This is a genomic window from Comamonas testosteroni ATCC 11996, assembly GCF_000241525.1.
In the GTDB taxonomy this organism is placed as follows: domain Bacteria; phylum Pseudomonadota; class Gammaproteobacteria; order Burkholderiales; family Burkholderiaceae_C; genus Comamonas; species Comamonas testosteroni.
This window is the reverse complement of record NZ_AHIL01000041.1, coordinates 172,703-191,795: the sequence shown is the minus strand read 5'-3', so window position 1 is coordinate 191,795 and position 19,093 is coordinate 172,703. Positions and strand designations below refer to the sequence as shown.

The following is a 19,093-nucleotide window of genomic DNA, read 5'->3' as shown; positions in this document are numbered from 1 at the left end:
CTTACCATGTCACGCAAACCCACCAAAGGCTATTTTGTTCGCGGAAAGTTCGTTGCCGAAGGCAGCGAACTGGACCTTGAACTGAAGGCCGAACTCAAAGGCACCTACGACTCCACCAAGACCGACCTCAAGCGCGAAAGTGATGCGCTGCAGGATCTGGGCAAGGAGCTGATGACGCTGCGCAGCGACCTCTTCAAGCGCCTGCAGCTATCCGATCAACTGATCGACGCGCTGGCCGAGGCCAAGCGCATCACCAACTTCGAAGGCAAGCGCCGCCAGATGCAATATGTCGGCAAGCTCATGCGCAAGCTGACGCCTGAACAGGTCGCGGCCGTGAAGCAGGCTCTGGACGAGCAGCGCAATGGCTCGGCCAGCGAAAAAATGTCGCTGCAGGTGGCCGAGCAATGGCGCGACCGCCTCATCGTCGAGGAAGCGGCCCTGTCCATCTGGCTGGAGCATTTCCCCGGCTCCGACGTGCAACAGCTGCGCTCGCTGATTCGCCAGTCGCGCAAGGACATCGAGAAAGCCAAGGAACAAGCCGCCGCAGCGGCTGCTGCCGCCGGCCCCGATGCCGAGCCCAAGGAAGTCAGCAAGGGCCGCGCCTACCGCGACCTGTTCCAACTGGTGCGCGAGCAGCTGGCCAACGCCGGCAAGGCCGATGCGGCTGCCCAGGACGACGGCGATGAGTGATGCGCCCGTATATCTTCACGATGCCGTGAAGATCGGCATTGTCTCCATCAGCGACCGCGCCAGCAGCGGTGTCTATGAAGACAAGGGCCTGCCCGCGCTGCAGGAATGGCTGAGCCGCGCGCTCAAGAACCCCATCCAGTTCGAGCCTCGCCTGATTCCCGACGAGCAGGCCGGCATCAGCGCGGCGCTGATCGAGCTGGTCGATGCGGGCTGCAGCCTGGTGCTGACCACCGGCGGCACCGGCCCCGCGCTGCGCGATGTGACGCCCGAGGCCACTTTGGCCGTGGCCCACAAGGAGATGCCGGGCTTTGGCGAGCAGATGCGCCAGATCAGCCTGGCCTTTGTGCCCACGGCCATCCTCTCGCGCCAGGTAGCGGTGATACGCGGCAGCAGCCTGATCATCAATCTGCCGGGCCAGCCCAAGGCGATTGCCGAGACGCTGGAGGGCCTCAAGGACGCGGACGGCAGGCAAAAGGTCAACGGCATTTTTGCCGCCGTGCCCTATTGCATCGACCTGATCGGCGGCCCCTATCTCGAGACCCATGACGAGATCTGCAAAGCCTTCCGCCCCAAGACCGCGATTCGCGCGCCTCGCACGGCATAGCCTGCAGCGCCAGGTGCAATCCCTGCCAAAACATCTACCAAAGCAGCCTGCGGGCTGCTTTTTTCATGGCGCTGGCGCGGTATGGCTAGTAAGGGTATTTCGCTGCAGCCGCTATCAAAATAAAAGCATATTGCTCCTTTTATCCATTGGTTTCAGCAATAAAACGATCTGAAATCGATTAAATACAAGCGATAGAAGCTATCAAAGTAGATGGATCCCTTGGGATTTCCCGCAAGTGCTTGCCCCGATGCCAGACGCAATAGCCGCCCCTAGCATGTTTGCTGCGATGCAGCGACGGTGGCCACCCGCCGACCGGACACTGCACGCTCTCTCCACATTTCTCATAATTTTCAGGAGACTCCATGCATCGCTTGTCCCAGTCTGCGCCCACTGCTTCCCTGCTGGCTCTCGCCCTGACGGCGGCCTTCGCGGCTCCCGCCATGGCACAGGAGAAAGTCAAGATCGGCTTCATCACCGACATGTCCAGCCTTTATGCCGATGTGGAAGGCAAGAACGGTGCCGTTGCCATACAGATGGCAATTGACGACTTTGGCGGCAAGGTACTGGGCAAGCCCATTGAGCTGCTGACGGCCGACCACCAAAACAAGGCCGATATCGCGGCCAGCAAGGCCCGCGAGTGGATAGACACGCAAGGCATCAGCCTGGTGTTCGGCGGCACCAACTCCGCCACGGCCCTGGCCATGGCCAAGGTCGCCCAGGAGAAAAAGCGCGTCTTCATCGACAACGGTGCGGGCAGCTCGGCGCTGACCAATGAACAATGCAGTCCCTATACCGTGCATTACGCCTTCGATACCGTGGCCCTGGCCAAGGGCACGGGCGGCGCGGTGGTGGATACGGGCGGCAAGAGCTGGTTCTTTGTGACGGCCGACTATGCCTTCGGCCATGCCCTGGAAGCGGACACCAGCAAGATCATCGAAGCGCGTGGCGGCAAGGTGCTGGGCTCGGTCAAGACGCCGCTCAACGCCAGCGACTTCTCCAGCTTCATGCTGCAGGCACAGAACAGCAAGGCGCAGATTCTGGGCCTGGCCAATGCGGGCGGCGACACCATCAACTCCATCAAGGCGGCCAAGGAGTTCGGCGTCACCAAGAACATGAAGCTGGCCGGCCTGCTGGTCTTCTTCAGCGACATCCACAGCCTGGGCCTGAAGAACACCGAAGGCATGCAGTTCACCGCCCCCTGGTACTGGGACATGAACGACGGCTCGCGCAAGTTTGCCGACGCCTTCATGGCCAAGACCCAGCGCCGCCCCAGCGAGATCCAGGCGGCCGACTACTCGGCCACCATGAACTACCTCAAGGCCGTGGAAAAAGCCGGCACGCTCGATGCCGACAAGGTCATGGCCACCTTGAAAAGCACCAAGATCGACGACTTCTTCGGCCAGGGCTACATCCGTGAAGACGGCCGCTATGTGCACGATATGTACCTGATGCAGGTCAAGTCGCCGGCAGAGTCCAAGGGCACCTGGGACTATTACAAGATCATCAAGAAGCTGCCTGCCGAACAGATCTGGACCACCAAGGCGGAAAGCAAATGCCAGTACTGGCGATAAAGCGTATTGGCACGGACAGATAAAACATGGGAGCTCAGGCTCCCATTTTCTTTACTGCCTTGAGCAGTGCGAATAGCAAGCCAGGGCTGCGCCGCCTGAAAACTCCGCCGCTGAAATCAATTCGCCCAAAATACCAAATCAATGAATAAGTCACATATTTAAAACATAAATTACAAAATTAAACACTCGAATTTTTCATTGAATTATTTTGCTATTTATTTAGAAGCATCAATTCTTTATCAGCAGTACATTTCAATCAATTTTTGAACAAATTGTCCTGAGTCACTCAGGACTTATCAGTTATTAACAAAACACCTGGATGCAGCCTATTTCGCGATTGGCATTTGTGCTGAGTCAATAACTGGTTGCCACGCCATGTTTCGGATTGGGCCGTCTCGTTGGGCCATGCTCAATAGAGCTCACGGACAGGGCTACACTGCGCCGCGCTTTATCGGCTTTACGCCCGTTTCACTACCTAAAAATAGGTAGTTTCTTTGACCGCAGCGACGCAGCATGACTGTCTGTTGCGGCGTCCTGACTTCCAAACCCATGTTTCCACGCTGGACTCTGACTCTCCTGGCAAGCCTTGCCCTGACCGCCTGCGGCGGCGGTGGCTCCGGTGACACCTCCCCTGCCACGCCTCCTGGCACCGAAACCCCTGCGCAGCCCGGCACTCCCGGCGTCCCGCCTCCCGATGTTGCGCCTCCCGAAGTCGATCCGCCTGCGGTGCTCCCGCCGGTCACCGAGCCGCCGACCAGCAGCCGCATTGAACAGGCCCTGCGCGCCGGCGACAGCCGCCTGCTGCTGGCCGAGGACCAGACCGAGTTGCTGCAATCGGCAACGCAGCTGATCCAGCAAACCCGGCTGCAGCAGCAAAGACTGCTCGCCCAGTTGCTGGACGACAGCACGGCTGCGGCCCTGGACTTCGGCAACAACAGCCAGCGCATCAGCCCCCTGCTGTCGACCAGCGCCAGCCCACTGCTGGTGGCCAACAACGGCAACGTGCTGGCCAGCATAGCAACGGCCCAGAATGGCCGTGCGCTGGCTTATGGCAAAGATCTGATGGGGCAGCTCGCCACGGCCTCGGGCGCCAATCAGACGCAGCTGCCTCTGTTCAGACGCAGCTTCACCTGGCTGGCCACCGGCCAGGCACAGGGCCCGCTGCCAGCCACACTGCGCATGGCGACGCAGAACTACAGCCAGGCCTCGGTCACTAACCTGGTCGCCCGCCTGGGCAGCAAGGCCGAGATGGTGAGCTGCGCCATCACCGACCCCGCCAACAGTTGCTGGGAAAGCATCGATGTCTTTGTCTTCGGCCAGGACACGCCGTTCTCGGCGTCGCTGAGCAACCAGGTCAGCCGTTACCTGCAGGCCGGCAAGGGCGTGATCTATCTGCACAGCAACTGGGGCGACTCGGCCGGCGGCCGGCAGGTGCTTCAGGCCATGGGCATGGAGCTGGGCGGCTACGCCGGCAATTACTGGGCACCCGCCGATGGCTACCAGATCGGAGGCAGGACCGCTGCCCAGCAGCGCCAGGCGGCCGATAGACTGGGAGCGCATGAGTCCGCGCTCGCAGCCCTGAAAAACGGCAGCAGTGCCGACTTCTCTGCGGACACCAGCCTGATCGGCGCTCTCGACGGCATCCGCAACGATCTGCTCGGCCAGGAAGGCCAGGGCATCAATCTGTTTGCCGACAACTACTATCTCAAACCCTATATGGCGGCGCATCGCCGCCTCGTGCTCTGGGCCGACCTGGCACGCCAGCAGGTGGACTACGCGCAGGTTAGACGCTCGGATGCCAATACTTTTCTGCGCACCATGGCGGCCGATACGCTGAGCTATGCCGTGCGCGAGCATGAAAGCACGCCGCTGAATTTTGCCGACTGGATGCCCAAGGCCTCGACCAGCCTGGCCACCAGCGACAGCTGGGAAACCATCGAGGTCACCATTGCCCAGACCGATGGCCGCACAGCCATAGGCCGCGGCGCCGTGCCGGGCAAGACCGTGCAGGTGCAGATCGAGGATGCCGCGGATGCGGCACTGGCGCTGCGGGTCGGCAATATCCGCACGCGTGGCAATCCCCTGGCGCAGGAAAACTACACCCGACCGCGCTTTCCCGATGGCCACCAGGCCCGCCTGAGCCCGGGCCAGACGCTGAGCTACAGCACCGCCTGGGGCGGCCCGCTGTTTCTCAACTACTCTGGGGCCAAGGCCGGCAGCGTGGTCAAGCTGCGCGTTCGTGGCAGCGTCAAGTACGCGCATTTCGACTTCACGCGCAATCCCGGCGCACAGGAGATCGACGAGGCCGTGCAGGCGCTGCAACGCGGCGACTTTGGCTGGCAGACCTCCAAGATGGTGGGGGGCGAGGTACAGCAGACCATTGGCTACGCCCAAAGCGCCATCGGCAGCCACCATCCGCGCGCCTATGTCGTGGAGCGACTCAAGGGCATGATCTTCGACAGCAACCATCTGGCCAACGGCTACAACAATATGAGTGCCAGTGCCAATGTGAACAATGTCTGCGCGACGCTGGGCTGGGACTGCAGCGGCAGCATCCAGCGCGCACCGGGCGTGCAGCATTTTGTCGGCTGGCTCGCGGCATGCGGTTTTCTATGCTCGGGCAATCCCTCAGATGGTGCCGCAGGCCTTGCCCCCGGTTGGGGCTGGTGGCATGAGCTGGGTCACAACACGGTGATGCGCCATATGACGCTGCTGACCGACGACGGCGGTGGCTGCCCCGTGGAATGCGACAACAACATCCTGGCCAATGCCAGTGCCCTGCGCCAGTACGCCATCACCAACGGCGCCGAGAACAATAGCGGCGAGCGCATAGACCACAAAAAGCTCTATCTGGACATCCAGGCGGCACGCGCCACGGGCAAGACCGGCGATGCTCTGCAGGCCGATATGTTCCAGCGCTTCTGGACCAAGGCCAACAAGTCCGACAACGCCATGCGCGCCGTGCATTTCCAGCTGGCCTTCATCTACACCCGGGAGCGCCTGGGCCAGGCCCAGCCGCAGCCTGCCGATGTAATCGACTTCCTGGGCCTGCTGGGTCGCGGCGAGCGCCTGATCTACAACGACGCCTACTGGAGTGCCAACAAGAACGCGCTGGGCATGAAAGACTATGCCAGCCGGAACATCAGCAACCATGAGCTGCTCTATGTGTTGTCCAGCCGCATCATCGGCCGCGACATGCGCCAGGTCTTTGCCCATTACGGCATTCCTCTGAGCCCTATCGCCCTGAGCTCGATTGCCGCGCACGGCATGGCCCAACTCGGCCCCGAGTTCTACGCCATGGTGCCGGGCAAGGGCAACCAGCTGGAGCTGGGCCGCTGGGTGGATCTGACGGGGGGCGTTCCCAGCTACCCTTTCTAAGCCGAACGCTGCATACTCTGCTCCATTACGGAGCAAAAAGGCAGGCCCTGCGGCTTGCCTTTTTCATTTCGACAACCAGTTGGCGCAGACTGGTGCCCATCGCCGGACAATCAGCGCTTCTGAGCCCGAAAGAGGATCGCGTGCCTGCTGCGGTGCGCCTTGTGCGCTGGACTCGATAAATTCGCCTGACCCAAGATGCAACTGATCGATCAATACCTTCCCGCCTTCCAGTTCCAGGAACGCCATACCCTCATCTCGGACCTGCCTCCCAAAATATTGCTGGATGCGGTCATGCACCCTGGCACAACGGAAGACCCGTGGGCCAAGGGCTTTATCCGGCTGCGCGAGCTGCCCGACCGTCTGCTTGGCAGGCTGGGGGCAGCAAGCGAGCTGAGCCAGCGCCCGGCTTTCAGCCTCGACGACTTCATGCCCCTGGGTCGCGACGCGGACCGAGAGCTGGCCTTCGGTCTCCTGGGACGGTTCTGGCAGCGCGACTACGGTCTGGTCCGGCTGCAGGAACCTAGAGCGCAGTTTGCCCGCTATACCGAGGCCAACCTGGCCAAGCTGGTGCTCAACTTCAGCACGGAACCGACGCCCGAAGGCCGGACGAAGCTGGTGACGCAAACCCGGGTGCATTGCACCGATGGCAGCGCCCTGCGCAGCTTCACCCCCTACTGGTGGTTGATCCGACCTGTCAGCGGTTTGATCCGGCGGCGCCTGCTCACCCGAATCCACAAGGTCGCGGGATCTCTCCATGAATAAGCACAGGCCGCAACAATGAGCTGGAAAAAACTGGCCGATCTGCCCGGGCAGAAAGTGATTGGCACTTACGGCAGCGAGCTCTGGACCTTGCGGGATGCCAAGGTCTGGCATCAGGGACGCAAGCTGGCGACCGCCGACGCGGCGAGCTTCGAGATTTTTGAAAATCAGCCATTCATTGCCAGAGATGCCTGCAGCATCTTCCACGCCTGGAGCCGGCTGCCGAATATCGACCGGAACAGCTTTCGCCAGCTGGGCATATATTGGCAGGATCGCAGCAGTATCTATTTCGAATACGAAACCTCGCTCAAGCCGCTTGCGGGCAGCGACCCTATGACTTTTCGCGACCTGGGCGGCGGCTACGGCTCCGATGCCCAGGCAGCGTGGTACTGGGGCAGAAGAATGAAAAACTGTACCCGCAGCCGCCATCTGCAGGTGGTGCCGGACAATGATCTCTATGCCAGCGACGGCGAACAAATCTATTGCGACGGCAAACCTCTGCGTGGTGCCAACCCTTTGCGCTGGCGGATTCTGAACTCCGGATTCTCCGGCGACGACCAGGCCATCTACTACCTGGAGCGCAAGCTGCCGCGTGCGGACCCGCCCTCATGGCAACATATTCATGGCGCATGGTCCAGAGACAGAAAACATGTCTTCCATATGCATCTGATCGAGAAGAATGCCGTGCCGGAGTGCCCGGACCAGCCCTGCGCACCAAGCTGCGGCCGATAAGATCCCGTCCAGCGCAAGAAGCAATGACCCTGATGCGGGACGCTGCCTTGCAGCCATATACAAGGAGAGATGATGAAGTACGACGACGCGTCCTGGCACTACGGCGGGGATTTTCCGGCCGATCTTCCGCAGGCCGCGGGCGCCACGCATATCGGCATGTTTCTGGCCTGGCTGATCCGCAACGACTACGCCAGCCAGGAGCTGATCGAAGAAGCCGAAGAGGAAATCGAGCTGCTGAAGAGCGAGAAGCTGAGCGGCGCCCAGTTTCTGCTGCGCGTGCTCGACGAGAAGTTCACGAACCAGGAGCTGAATGAAGAGGGCAATGCCTTCGCCGTGGCCTATTACCGAGGCGAGGACCACGACAGCAGGTTTGTGGATGACTATTTCGAGGAGTTCGGTGTCGACGAACAGACCATGTATGGCGTGAGCGACGACTGGGAGCAGTTCCACCGCATTGCGCCGAAGATCAATGCCCGATATCAGGCCTGGGTTGCAGCCGGTCGCCCCGAATACGTGATCTGACCTTCGGGCTCAGCCAAGCCTCACTCGCCCCCCAAAAAAACGCGCAGCCAGGGGCTGCGCTTTTCATTGAATAGCTGCCAGCGCTTGATGACCAGGCGCTGCAGCCTCACACCATCTCAGATCAACGTGCCGTGGTGTCCGATGCGATGGGAATATAGAAATCCCCACCCGCCTTGTTGAACTCCTGGGCCTTGGCCTGCATGCCCACGGCAATGCTGTTTTCGGCGCTCACGCCTTGCTGCTTGGCAAAGTCGCGCACTTCCTGGGTGATCTTCATGGAGCAGAACTTGGGTCCGCACATGGAGCAGAAATGCGCCACCTTGGCGCTGTCCTTGGGCAGGGTTTCGTCGTGGTAGGCCTGGGCCGTGTCGGGGTCCAGGCCCAGGTTGAACTGGTCCTGCCAGCGGAAGTCGAAGCGCGCCTGGGAGAGAGCATCGTCACGCGAGCGCGCGCCCGGGTGGCCCTTGGCGACGTCGGCGGCATGGGCAGCAATCTTGTACGCAATGATGCCCTGCTTGACGTCGTCGCGGTCGGGCAGACCCAGATGCTCCTTGGGCGTGACATAGCACAGCATGGCTGTGCCGAACCAGCCGATCATGGCCGCACCGATGGCCGAAGCGATATGGTCGTAGCCGGGGGCGATGTCTATGGTCAGCGGGCCCAGGGTGTAGAACGGAGCCTCGTGGCAGTGCTTGAGCTGCTCGGTCATGTTCTGCTGGATCATGTGCATGGGCACATGGCCGGGACCTTCGATCATGGTCTGCACATCATGCTTCCAGGCGATCTGCGTCAGCTCGCCCAGCGTAGCCAGCTCGGCAAACTGGGCATCGTCGTTGGCGTCGCTGGCGCAGCCGGGACGCAGGCCGTCGCCCAGCGAGAAGCTCACGTCGTACTGCTTCATGATGTCGCAGATGTCTTCGAAATGCTCGTAGAGGAAGCTCTCGCGGTGGTGAGCCATGCACCACTTGGCCATGATGGAGCCGCCGCGCGAGACGATGCCGGTTCGGCGCTGGGCCGTGAGGTGGATGTAGGCCAGACGCACGCCCGCGTGGATGGTGAAGTAGTCCACGCCCTGCTCGGCTTGCTCGATCAACGTGTCGCGGAAGATGGGCCAGGTCAGGTCTTCGGCAATGCCGCCGACCTTCTCCAGCGCCTGATAGATAGGCACGGTGCCGATGGGCACGGGCGAGTTGCGCACAATCCAGTCGCGTGTGGTGTGGATGTTTTTGCCGGTGGACAGGTCCATGACATTGTCCGCACCCCAGCGAATGGCCCAGACCAGCTTTTCCACCTCTTCCTCGATGCTGGAAGTCACGGCCGAGTTGCCGATGTTGGCGTTGATCTTGACCTTGAAATTGCGGCCGATGGCCATGGGCTCGATTTCAGGGTGGTTGATATTGGCCGGAATGATGGCGCGGCCGCGCGCCACTTCGTCGCGCACGAATTCGGGCGTGATGATTTTGGGAATGGCCGCGCCCATGCTGTTGCCGGCCAGGCGCAGCTCGCGCGCCGCGTCCTGCTGGTACTGCGCCATCCATTCACGGCGGCCGTTTTCACGCAGGGCCACATATTCCATCTCGGGCGTGATGATGCCGCGCTTGGCATAGTGCATCTGGGTCACGTTCTGGCCAGATTTGGCACGGCGCGGCTGGCGCTGCAGCGCAGCCGCCTCGGCGCGCAGCTGGGCCACGCGTGCATCTTCCTCGCCGCGCTTGCCGCCGTCGTCCAGCGCCACGCGCTGGCGACCCACATAGTATTCGCTGTCGCCGCGCGCTTCGATCCAGGCTCCGCGCACACTTGGCAGGCCCTGGCGCACGTCGATCTGCACGGCGGGGTCGGTATAGGGGCCCGAGGTGTCGTAGACGCTGACCTGCTCTCCATTGGTGAGCGCAATATCGCGCACCGGCACACGCAGCTGGGGGTGCAGCGCGCCACTCAGATAGCTCTTGGTCGATGCCGGAAACGGCTGGCGCGACTGGGCCAGCAGCTCGGCAAAACGGGCGGCATCGGGGGCATGGCCTGCAGCAGGCGTGAAAATGGAATCAGGGGCGTTCATCGCAGTCTCCTCAAAGCGGTTGAAATGCATCAAACGCTCCGTGGAGTGCGGCCCTGCTCTGATCTTGCCCTGCACTGGCCCGGCCCACTATGGGGTATCCGGTCTGTGCCGCCGAAATTCTGCAATTTCGGCCTGGCTCTTCACGCACCGGCTGTCCAGAAAAGACAAAACCCCAGTGCGCGAGGCGCCTGGGGTTTGCTGTGCCTATGGCTTTCAGGCTTGGCACTCGTGCCAGTTGTCCTGTCAATCCACCGGCCCTGCGTCAGGGTCCCGCTCTTCTTCCGCCGGTATGAACCGGATCAAGTTCGTCGGGTTCGCCTGCACTGTTTTCACAGTGTCTGGCATCTCAGCGCTTTCGCACACCCCGGAGCTGCACGCAGTATAGGCTGGTTTTGCCACAATTTGCGCACCATTGAAGCTGTTTAACTATCCTGACCCTCAAGCGTCTAATCCGCCGTTCAATCCAGCCCCTGCAGCACCAGCCATTCGTTGCTGGCAGCACGGCTTGCGCGCCACTGGTTGATGGGCGCGCTGACATCTTCGTAGCCCAGGGCAATGCCAAAGGCAATCTGGTAGCCATCCGGCAATGCCAGCTGTTCGATCAGCATGTCGTTGTACATGCGCCAGAAGCCCTGGGCGCAGGTGGCCAGACCTTTTTCCACGGCCAGCAGCATGAAGGACTGCAGATAGATGCCCAGATCCACCCATTGCGCATAGCCCATGCGCTCCTCCACGGCCACGAAAATGCCCACGGGCGCACCGAACATCTGGCCGTTCCTGGCCAGTTGGGCCAGACGTGCGGCCTTGTCCTCGCGGCCGATATTGATTGCGCGGTACAGATCTTCGCCGTTTTCAAAGCGGCGACTGCGGTAGGGCTCCCACAAACCAGGTGGATAGGACAGGCCGGGGCGCTGCACGGCCTCGGTCTGTCTGGCCTTGGCGCACAAATCCTTGAGCGCCTGTCCGCCCACGGCGGTCACACGCCAGGGCTGCATATTGCCGCCGGACGGCGCCTGAGCTGCTGTCTCCAGCAAGTCCCGCACCGTGGCTGCAGCCACGGCCTGCGGCAGAAAGGCGCGCACCGAACGACGCTGCTGCAATGCTTGACGAATATCCATCTCTTCTTCTTTCCTGAATCGCTGGTGTGCAGTGTAGAAGCTTGCGGCATTTTCCCGAGTCGCCGTGGATACCTTGTCACAGCCGCCCCGGTGCTTGCCCTGATGGCGCGCCCTGCTCTAGCTGCGACCATGCTGGCTGCCCGTCGCAGTGACTGGGCACTCACCACCTCAGGAGATGACTCTGATGAAGCCTCGCTCTGTTTGCTCCGCTACCGTTTTTTCCCCAAGAACATTGACACTGGCACTGGGATGCCTGCTGACCGCTGCGGGCGCTCAGGCGCAGGACAAGATTCGCATCGGCTTCATCACCGACATGTCGGGCCTCTATGCCGATGTGGACGGCAAGGGCGGAGCCCTGGCCGTGCAGATGGCCGTGGACGACTTTGGCGGCAAGCTGCTGGGCAAGCCCGTCGAGGTACTGACGGCCGACCACCAGAACAAGGCCGATATCGCAGCCAGCAAGGCGCGCGAGTGGTTCGACACCCAGGGCATGAACATGCTGATCGGCGGCACCACCTCCAGTGCCGGTCTGGCCATGGGCAAGGTGGCCGATGAGAAGAAAAAGGTCTACATCATCAACGGCGCGGGCACTTCGGCCCTGACCAACGATCAGTGCAGCCCCTATTTTGTGCACTATGCCTATGACACCGTGGCGCTGGCCAAGGGCACGGGCAAGGCAGTGGTGGAGCTGGGTGGCAAGAGCTGGTTCTTTCTGACGGCCGACTACGCCTTTGGCCAGGCGCTGGAGGCCGACACCACCCGCGTGGTCAATGCCTCTGGCGGCAAGGTGCTGGGCAACGTCAGACACCCGCTGAACACAGCCGACTTCTCTTCCTTCCTGCTTCAGGCCCAGAACTCCAAGGCCCAGATTCTGGGCCTGGCCAATGCAGGTGGCGACACCATCAATGCCATCAAGTCGGCACGCGAGTTCGGCCTGACCAAGACCATGAAGCTGGCCGGCCTGCTGCTGTTCAGCTCCGACATCCACAGCCTGGGCCTCAAAGCCACGGAAGGCCTGATGTTCACCGACAGCTGGCATTGGGATCTGAATCCCGAGAGCCGCAAGTTCTCGGATCGTTTCTTTGCCAAGTTCAAGAAGATGCCCACCTCGCTGCAGGCAGCCAACTACTCGGCCGCCATGCAGTATCTGAAGCTGGCCGAGAAGCTGGGCACGACGGATGCCGACAAGATCATGGCCGGCTTCAAGGCCACGCCGCTATCGGACTTCTATGCCAAGGGCATGATCCGCCCCGACGGCCGCTACGCTCACGATATGTATCTGCTGCAGGTCAAGACGCCGGCCGAATCAAAGAAGGCATGGGATTACTTCAAGGTGCTCAAGACCCTGCCCGGCGACCAGGTCTTCACTACCAAGGAGGAGAGCAAGTGCGCTCTGTGGAAGTAGGCGGCCGGCATTGAGAAAAAGGAAGCCGGGCTGCCGCATTGGAGCCCGGCTTCGCCCCTGCACTCCGGCATCTTTCCCGCTACTGCATGAAGAGAAGCATCCAGCACTGACTCATCCTGGATTGAAGTCAGTTTTCATTCAAAACCCCGCATCTCGCACCAGTCCCCAAGCTCGGCTCGGGTGGAGCGCCACTGGTTGATGGGTGCCCCGCTGTCCTCATAGCCCAGTGCCATGCCAAAAGCGATCCGGTAGCCCTGCGGCAGCGCCAGATGCTGGCTCACAAAATCGCTGTAATTGCGCCAGAAACCCTGGGCGCAGGTGGCCAGCCCCTTTCCGGTCGCCAGCAGCATCAGCGATTGCAGATAGATTCCCAGATCCACCCACTGCGCATGCAGCATGCGGCTCTCAACCGCGACGAACACGCCCACAGGCGCCCCAAACATATGAGTGTTCCGGGCTAGCTGCAGCAGCCGCCCATTCCTGTCCTCACGCCCTATGCCCAAGGAGCGATAGAGATCCTCGCCATTGTCAAAGCGGCGGCTGCGATAGGGCTCCCACAGCTGGGGTGGATAGACCAGGGGCGGGTCGGAGTTGGGGGTCGCCGCAGGCATGGCCTGGCGCAAGCCTTGAAGACTGTCCCCCGTCAGCGCTATCACACGCCAGGGCTGGAGGTTGCCGCCTGAAGCCGCCTGTCCGGCCTGCGCCAGCAAATCCCTGACCAGCGCCGCATCCACCGTCCTTGGCAAAAAAGCACGCACCGAATGGCGCTGCTGCATGGCCTGTTCCACATTCATCATTGCTTGCCTCGGGTTTGAGTTGACAAGCAGTCTCGGCCGGATGGGCAAGGCTTTCGCCCCTCAAATCGACTACGGGCAAGCACCATGAAAAAAGCCAACGACAGGCGTTGGCTTTCACTGGCAGGGCACAAGCATCAGCGATTCATGGACAAGCACTTGTGTTTACTTACCCAGGATCTGATCGATCTTGTCCTTCTGGAAGGCCTCGGGTCGTTCGGACTCGCAAGGCACACAGTCCTTGACATGGCCTTGAATCGAAAGCTTCTCGATAGCGGCCCACAGCAGTGCAATCTGCTTTTCATGGCCGGCAGCGCCTTCGGACAGAGAGCGCATGGCCTGGGCCACGGGGTCGACTTCGGCCGTCACGCCATAGGCGGTGAAGCCGCTCTTGCCGCAATCCTCGTCAATCACGGCGGCCGTTTGCGCCTTGGCATCGACCTTGGGAGCCAGCTCATGCTCGGTCACATCGGCACTGTGCCCGGTCTTGCTGGGAATGATGCGCGCCGGAATGCCCACGGCCGTGGCACCTGCAGGCACTGGCTTGATGACCACGGCATTGCTGCCTATCTTGGCACCATCGCCTACCTCAAAGCCGCCCAGCACCTTGGCGCCGGCACTGACCACCACGTTCTTGCCCAGCGTAGGGTGGCGCTTGGCGCCCTTGTACAGCGAGGTACCGCCCAAGGTGACGCCGTGATAGATGGTGCAGCCATCGCCCACAACGGCGGTTTCACCGATCACGACACCCATGCCGTGATCGATGAAGACCTCGCGACCAATGACGGCACCGGGATGGATTTCAATGCCGGTGAACCAGCGCCCCATATGCGAGATGAAGCGGCCCAGCCATTTGAAGCCATGCGTCCAGCACCAGTGCGCAGGGCGCTGCAGCCAGATGGCGTGCAGCCCCGGATAACAGGTGATGACCTCCCAGGTGCTGCGGGCCGCAGGGTCGCGGTCAAGAATGCACTGGATGTCGGAGCGCAGGCGATCAAGCATCAAATAACAACGTGAGGAATGTTTAGCTTGTGAAGTCTAGCGGGTTGGTGGCTGGCTCTGCAGCATGGCTTTGGCAACACCGCGAAGAATATGGATTTCTTCCTGGGTCAGCTGCGCGCGGTTGAAAAGCTGGTTAAGCCGGGGCATGAGCTTCTTGGGCGCAGCCGGGTCCAGAAAGCCGATATGGGCCAGAGCCTGCTCCCAGTGGCCCAGCATGCCCTTCACCTGGGCCATGTCGGCGCGATGCGCCTCGGGCGTGTGCTCCACCACTGGAAAGCCACCCAGTGCCACCCGCCAGTCATAGGCAACGACCTGAATGGCCGAGCCCAGATTGAGCGAGCCGAACTGCGGATTGGACGGAATCGACAGCGCCACATCGCAGCGGTAGACATCGTCGTTGCTCATGCCAAAGCGCTCACAGCCGAACAAGAAGGCCACGCCCTTCTGGTTGCAGACTGCGCCCGGCGTGGCGGCGCTATCCGTCAAATCGCCATCCACTGCAGGCACAGAGCGCACATCCAGCTCACCTTTGAGGAGCAAATCGAAATGCTCGCGCGGAGTGCGTGTAGGCGGGCCGAAGTCGCGTGGCGTCATGGCCGTCGCGCACATATGGCTGATGCCGTCCAGGGCTTCCTCCAGGGTGTCGACCACGCGAGCCTTGTCCAGCACATCCAGTGCGCCACTGGCACGCTGAATGGTTTCTTCCTTGCGCAGCACGTTCTTGTAGCGCGGGCGCACCAGCACCAGGTCGTCGAAGCCCATGGTCTTGAGCGCTCGGGCAGCTGCGCCCACATTGCCGGCATGGCTGGTTTCAATCAGTACGAATCGGGTTTTCATCAACGCAGAACAATGCAAAAGGCCCCACTTGTGGCCTTGATAAGACAGCAGACTACGCCACCTGTTCTCTCTCGCATCCGCAAGCGCCGCAGAGAAGACCCTCGGGTCGCCGGGACGAACAAGCAAAAAAAGCGCAGGCTGGGTAGAATTGCGCCCATTGTCGCCGCCCCGCATCGCCGGTCGCGGCTTTTACGTTCTTACCCGCGTAGTTCAGCCCAGTTTTGCTCCGGGCTGCATCGCCAACGCACTCACAATTTATGTCGAACTCCCTGCACCCCATGCTCAACGTGGCCATCAAGGCTGCTCGCGCCGCTGGCGCCCTCATCAACCGTGCCGCACTGGATGTGGAATCGGTGCGCGTTGCGCAAAAGCAGGTGAACGACTTTGTGACCGAGGTAGACCAGGCGGCCGAGCGCATCATCATCGAGACGCTGCTCAACGCCTACCCCCAGCATTCCATCCTGGCCGAAGAATCGGGCAGCGAGCACGGTGCCAAGAACTCCGACCATGTCTGGATCATCGATCCCCTGGACGGCACCACCAACTTCATCCACGGCTTCCCCGTGTACTGCGTGAGCATTGCCCTGGCCTACAAGGGCAAGATCGAGCACGCCGTGATCTATGACCCCAGCCGCAACGACCTGTTCACGGCCACCAAGGGCCGTGGTGCCTATCTGAACGAGCGCCGCATCCGCGTCTCCAAGCGCACCCAGCTGCGTGATTGCCTGATCTCCACAGGCTTCCCCTTCCGCCGTGGCGACAACTTCAAGCAATACATGCTGATGCTGGGCGAAGTCATGCAGCGCACGGCCGGCGTTCGTCGCCCCGGCTCCGCCGCCCTGGATCTGGCCTATGTGGCTGCCGGCTTTGCCGACGGCTTCTTTGAATCCGGCCTGTCCATCTGGGACGTGGCTGCCGGCTCTCTGCTGGTCAGCGAAGCCGGTGGTCTGGTGGGGAACTTCACAGGCGAAGCCGACTTCCTGGAACAACGCGAAATCCTGGCCGCCAACCCACGTATCTATGGCTCGCTGATTCCCGTGCTGGGCAAGTTCAGCAAGTTCGCCACCGCTGGTGAAAAAGCGGCTGTGCGTCAGGCTGTCAAGACTGGCGAATTCGAAGCCCCCGCCGAAGAAGACACCGAAGCGGTGGCCGAAGAAGGCCAGAAGAGCGCAGAATAAAAAAGGCGGTCGCCCCACGACTGCGGAAAGGGCCTGGTCCGGTGGACCGGGCCCTTTTTTTATGCCGCCAGGCCGCCCCCAGGCAATAAACACTGCTTGGGGGCCGCGCCCACAATCAGTGGACAAGTGCTGGAGGTGTACGTCTCTCCACAGAATCCACAAACTCCCGGTCCAGAATCTGCCCGACGATAAACGGGCACAACAATATGATGGACTTCTTCAGCCAGCACTGGGCGCTGGCCATTGACTGGGTATCCGTGCATGCGGTGACTCCCGTGGTCAACGCACTCCATATTGCCGAGGCAGCGGGCGATCCGCGCGAGATAGCCGCCGGCATCCTGATCGCGCTGCTGCAGCTGTTTCTGATCGGCTGTGTGATGCGGCCGCTGGAGAGCCTGCTTCCCGCCGAACGCTGGGCCGACCGCCGCCACACCACGGTGGATCGCAACTACACCCTGCTCATGCTGCTGGGCCTGTTTCCGCTGTTCAGCTTTTTGATCCTCATGCCGGTCGCCCATATGCTGGGCGGGGGCCCGTCCACCTCGGAAGCCAGCGGCCTCAAGGCCTGGCTGCCCTGGTTTGAAGACCACCCCTATGTCTTGTTTGCCGTGTATTACGTGGTCTACGACCTCACGTATTACTGGATGCACCGCGCACAGCACGTCATTCCCTGGTGGTGGGCCATGCACAGCATGCACCACAGTCAGCGCCAGATGAGCTGCTGGAGCAACGACCGCAGCAACTATCTGGACGGCATGCTGCAAAGCTTTGTGCTGGCCAGCGTAGGTCTGGCCATGGGTGTGGAGCCATCCGAGTTCGCCATGCTGGGTCTGCTCAGCGAGCTGGTGCAGAACTTCTCCCATGCCAATGTAGCGCTGCGTCTGGGCTGGCTGGGCAAAATGGGCGAGCGCCTGCTGGTCGGCCCACGCTTTCACCGCAACCACCATATGCTGCGCGATGCAGAGCGGCCCGAGCGCCACAATTGCAACTTCGGCCAGGTTCTTCCCTGGTGGGATCAGTTGTTCGGCACCGCCCTCTATCACGACGAGGAACTACGCCCCACGGGCGTGAGTGACCCGGAAGTGGATGCCGACAACGAGCGCGGCCTGATCGCCATGCAGTGGTACACCCTGAAGCGCTTCTGGGGCGCGGTGAGCTGCCGCGCAGGCTGGCGGCTGGGCGATGTGTCCTTCGGCCCGGGCTACCGCCCCATTCATGACGACGATCAAGGCTCCAGCTCTCAATCCGAGCAAGGCGTGCAGACCGCCTCTGCCAAATAGCCAAAAAACAGCCATGCCCCCTGCTATTGGGCATCACGGATAATGCAGCATTCGGCGCCCGCCCAGCACCGGCGCGGCGCCCCCTGTTTTGCATACCGCTGAAGCGATGACCCAGAAAAGCACAGAATCCCCGTCGCTGCCCTACTCCCCAGACATGACTGACCTCTCGGCGCATACGCCGATGATGCATTGGTTCGCACACCTCTGAGATTTGCTCAGATCGACGAAAAGCTACGCCAAATCCTACGCCGAAAATCCCTAGCCCCGACTCAGTAAGCAGCTCTAAAAAACAAGAAAACTTTTTCACATACTGTATAAATGCACAGTATGTGGTGCACTATTTATCAACTGTACTTAGACGGCTCGCGGCTGGCGCCAGAGGTCGCAAAGGCCAATGGCGTGTATGGCTGGTTGTATATGCACTCAAAGCTGCCAGTGGTCGGCATGCCTCTATGCAAGGCCTATCTGCTGCCCGGACCGGATGCACCCACTGTGCCAGAGCTGATCAAGCCGCTTGAGCACTGCCACCTCATGCTGATCAATGGCGGCGGCCTGCGGCTGAGCGGGCAGGAGTGGAATGTCAACCATCGACACATAAGACAAAGCTGGTGGTGCGTGCCCGGGCCTGAACTGGGGCACACGCACGATGCACAACCCTAGCCACCCGACCCTGTTGCACACAGCGGGCAGATATGGCTTCCCCAATGAGCGTATCCTGCCTGGCAGCACCAGCGACTACATCACAGAAGCAGTCCACCCCGGATGGGTGCTTGTCGTCACCATCGAGGATGGCTTGGTGTATTTCGGGCCGGGCCCGGCAAGCGTGGTGAGGTCGCCCGCCCCGTTCTAACGCCCTGGTACACAAATCAGTCGGCGCGACGAATCGGTAACAATCCCGTCATGACCGATGTATCCCCGATCCACACAGTCCACAAGCGCGTTTGCCACACTTTCCTCCGGCACTGGAAGGCACACAACAACGCCTATCCCAAGCTGATCAAGATGCCGCCGGAAGAGCTGCGGCAGTTCAACATCGTCAACTCCTTCGGCAAGCCCAATGAGCTGTGGGGCGTCCCAATAGAAATCGACCCCAACACCACGGGCGTGATGATTGCGATCGATGGAACTGAGTTGCCTCTAATTGAGGGGTACTGAGTCCCTCTTGCA

The 19,093-nt window shown here is 61.3% G+C and carries 17 protein-coding genes and 1 riboswitch; of the genes, 12 read left to right on the top strand and 5 right to left on the bottom strand.

Annotated features, from left to right (window positions below):
• Nucleotides 1–6: 6 nt before the first annotated feature.
• The 7 genes from yjgA (at nt 7) to CTATCC11996_RS18260 (ending at nt 8,256) form a co-directional block, all read left to right on the top strand.
• Nucleotides 7–690, top strand: coding sequence for a ribosome biogenesis factor YjgA (gene yjgA, locus CTATCC11996_RS18290; protein ID WP_003078958.1), 684 nt, complete (start codon nt 7–9; stop codon nt 688–690).
• On the top strand, nt 683–1,294 hold the full coding sequence (mog, locus tag CTATCC11996_RS18285; RefSeq protein WP_003078954.1) for a molybdopterin adenylyltransferase: 612 nt from the start codon (nt 683–685) through the stop codon (nt 1,292–1,294). Before yjgA ends, mog begins: the two co-directional genes overlap by 8 nt.
• Nucleotides 1,295–1,656: 362 nt before the next feature.
• On the top strand, nt 1,657–2,865 hold the full coding sequence (locus CTATCC11996_RS18280; RefSeq protein WP_003069356.1) for an ABC transporter substrate-binding protein: 1,209 nt from the start codon (nt 1,657–1,659) through the stop codon (nt 2,863–2,865).
• A 549-nt stretch (nt 2,866–3,414) separates the two neighbouring features.
• Entirely contained in the window at nt 3,415–6,243 is a 2,829-nt protein-coding gene (locus CTATCC11996_RS18275) for an ImpA family metalloprotease (protein WP_003078950.1), read from the top strand.
• Nucleotides 6,244–6,438: 195 nt separating this feature from the next.
• The gene (locus tag CTATCC11996_RS18270; protein WP_003078949.1) at nt 6,439–7,005 is read left to right on the top strand and encodes a hypothetical protein; all 567 of its coding nucleotides are present in this window, start codon (nt 6,439–6,441) and stop codon (nt 7,003–7,005) included.
• Between the two features lie 15 nt (nt 7,006–7,020).
• Nucleotides 7,021–7,734, top strand: a complete 714-nt coding sequence (locus CTATCC11996_RS18265) for a DKNYY domain-containing protein (RefSeq protein ID WP_003078947.1) — start codon at nt 7,021–7,023, stop codon at nt 7,732–7,734.
• Nucleotides 7,735–7,806: 72 nt separating this feature from the next.
• Nucleotides 7,807–8,256 (top strand): DUF7832 domain-containing protein, encoded by a 450-nt coding sequence (locus tag CTATCC11996_RS18260; protein WP_003078945.1) that lies wholly within the window; start codon nt 7,807–7,809, stop codon nt 8,254–8,256.
• 121 nt (nt 8,257–8,377) lie between these two features.
• Here CTATCC11996_RS18260 and thiC read toward each other — a convergent pair whose 3' ends face one another.
• Together thiC and CTATCC11996_RS18250 are read right to left on the bottom strand one after the other, a co-directional pair.
• Complete coding sequence (thiC, locus tag CTATCC11996_RS18255; RefSeq protein ID WP_034349574.1) at nt 8,378–10,312, bottom strand: phosphomethylpyrimidine synthase ThiC; 1,935 nt, start codon at nt 10,310–10,312, stop codon at nt 8,378–8,380.
• 259 nt (nt 10,313–10,571) lie between these two features.
• Nucleotides 10,572–10,689, bottom strand: a riboswitch (TPP riboswitch).
• Nucleotides 10,690–10,770: 81 nt separating this feature from the next.
• Nucleotides 10,771–11,430: a nitroreductase gene (locus tag CTATCC11996_RS18250; RefSeq protein WP_003078941.1), complete on the bottom strand. Its 660-nt coding sequence runs from the start codon at nt 11,428–11,430 to the stop codon at nt 10,771–10,773.
• Between the two features lie 184 nt (nt 11,431–11,614).
• On the opposite strand from CTATCC11996_RS18250, the gene CTATCC11996_RS18245 reads away from it, so the two are divergent.
• Nucleotides 11,615–12,835, top strand: a complete 1,221-nt coding sequence (locus tag CTATCC11996_RS18245; protein ID WP_034349605.1) for an ABC transporter substrate-binding protein — start codon at nt 11,615–11,617, stop codon at nt 12,833–12,835.
• Nucleotides 12,836–12,969: 134 nt separating this feature from the next.
• On the opposite strand, the gene CTATCC11996_RS18240 is transcribed toward CTATCC11996_RS18245, so the two are convergent.
• The 3 genes from CTATCC11996_RS18240 to CTATCC11996_RS18230 all read right to left on the bottom strand — a co-directional run bounded on the left by CTATCC11996_RS18240 (nt 12,970) and on the right by CTATCC11996_RS18230 (nt 15,468).
• Nucleotides 12,970–13,629, bottom strand: a complete 660-nt coding sequence (locus tag CTATCC11996_RS18240) for a nitroreductase (RefSeq protein WP_003078938.1) — start codon at nt 13,627–13,629, stop codon at nt 12,970–12,972.
• A 165-nt stretch (nt 13,630–13,794) separates the two neighbouring features.
• Entirely contained in the window at nt 13,795–14,631 is an 837-nt protein-coding gene (cysE, locus tag CTATCC11996_RS18235; protein WP_003078936.1) for a serine O-acetyltransferase, read from the bottom strand.
• A gap of 36 nt (nt 14,632–14,667) precedes the next feature.
• Complete coding sequence (locus CTATCC11996_RS18230; protein ID WP_003078934.1) at nt 14,668–15,468, bottom strand: RNA methyltransferase; 801 nt, start codon at nt 15,466–15,468, stop codon at nt 14,668–14,670.
• 257 nt (nt 15,469–15,725) lie between these two features.
• On the opposite strand from CTATCC11996_RS18230, the gene CTATCC11996_RS18225 reads away from it, so the two are divergent.
• From CTATCC11996_RS18225 to CTATCC11996_RS18205, 4 genes are all read left to right on the top strand, one after another.
• Entirely contained in the window at nt 15,726–16,646 is a 921-nt protein-coding gene (locus tag CTATCC11996_RS18225; protein ID WP_003078933.1) for an inositol monophosphatase family protein, read from the top strand.
• Nucleotides 16,647–16,852: 206 nt separating this feature from the next.
• Nucleotides 16,853–17,926: a sterol desaturase family protein gene (locus CTATCC11996_RS18220; protein WP_003078930.1), complete on the top strand. Its 1,074-nt coding sequence runs from the start codon at nt 16,853–16,855 to the stop codon at nt 17,924–17,926.
• 417 nt (nt 17,927–18,343) lie between these two features.
• Nucleotides 18,344–18,586, top strand: coding sequence for a hypothetical protein (locus tag CTATCC11996_RS18215; protein WP_236597798.1), 243 nt, complete (start codon nt 18,344–18,346; stop codon nt 18,584–18,586).
• Nucleotides 18,587–18,826: 240 nt separating this feature from the next.
• Nucleotides 18,827–19,081, top strand: a complete 255-nt coding sequence (locus CTATCC11996_RS18205) for a hypothetical protein (RefSeq protein WP_003078927.1) — start codon at nt 18,827–18,829, stop codon at nt 19,079–19,081.
• The last annotated feature ends 12 nt before the right edge of the window (nt 19,082–19,093 follow it).

Coding starts and splice junctions, on each gene's coding strand:
- CTATCC11996_RS18205 (WP_003078927.1), top strand. CDS start 18,827: ATGACCGATGTATCCCCGATCCACACAGTCCACAAGCGCGTTTGCCAC.
- cysE (WP_003078936.1), bottom strand. CDS start 14,631: ATGCTTGATCGCCTGCGCTCCGACATCCAGTGCATTCTTGACCGCGAC.
- CTATCC11996_RS18225 (WP_003078933.1), top strand. CDS start 15,726: ATGTCGAACTCCCTGCACCCCATGCTCAACGTGGCCATCAAGGCTGCT.
- CTATCC11996_RS18275 (WP_003078950.1), top strand. CDS start 3,415: ATGTTTCCACGCTGGACTCTGACTCTCCTGGCAAGCCTTGCCCTGACC.
- yjgA (WP_003078958.1), top strand. CDS start 7: ATGTCACGCAAACCCACCAAAGGCTATTTTGTTCGCGGAAAGTTCGTT.
- CTATCC11996_RS18220 (WP_003078930.1), top strand. CDS start 16,853: ATGATGGACTTCTTCAGCCAGCACTGGGCGCTGGCCATTGACTGGGTA.
- CTATCC11996_RS18260 (WP_003078945.1), top strand. CDS start 7,807: ATGAAGTACGACGACGCGTCCTGGCACTACGGCGGGGATTTTCCGGCC.
- CTATCC11996_RS18250 (WP_003078941.1), bottom strand. CDS start 11,430: ATGGATATTCGTCAAGCATTGCAGCAGCGTCGTTCGGTGCGCGCCTTT.
- CTATCC11996_RS18215 (WP_236597798.1), top strand. CDS start 18,344: ATGCACTCAAAGCTGCCAGTGGTCGGCATGCCTCTATGCAAGGCCTAT.
- CTATCC11996_RS18245 (WP_034349605.1), top strand. CDS start 11,615: ATGAAGCCTCGCTCTGTTTGCTCCGCTACCGTTTTTTCCCCAAGAACA.
- thiC (WP_034349574.1), bottom strand. CDS start 10,312: ATGAACGCCCCTGATTCCATTTTCACGCCTGCTGCAGGCCATGCCCCC.
- CTATCC11996_RS18240 (WP_003078938.1), bottom strand. CDS start 13,629: ATGAATGTGGAACAGGCCATGCAGCAGCGCCATTCGGTGCGTGCTTTT.
- mog (WP_003078954.1), top strand. CDS start 683: ATGAGTGATGCGCCCGTATATCTTCACGATGCCGTGAAGATCGGCATT.
- CTATCC11996_RS18230 (WP_003078934.1), bottom strand. CDS start 15,468: ATGAAAACCCGATTCGTACTGATTGAAACCAGCCATGCCGGCAATGTG.
- CTATCC11996_RS18280 (WP_003069356.1), top strand. CDS start 1,657: ATGCATCGCTTGTCCCAGTCTGCGCCCACTGCTTCCCTGCTGGCTCTC.
- CTATCC11996_RS18265 (WP_003078947.1), top strand. CDS start 7,021: ATGAGCTGGAAAAAACTGGCCGATCTGCCCGGGCAGAAAGTGATTGGC.
- CTATCC11996_RS18270 (WP_003078949.1), top strand. CDS start 6,439: ATGCAACTGATCGATCAATACCTTCCCGCCTTCCAGTTCCAGGAACGC.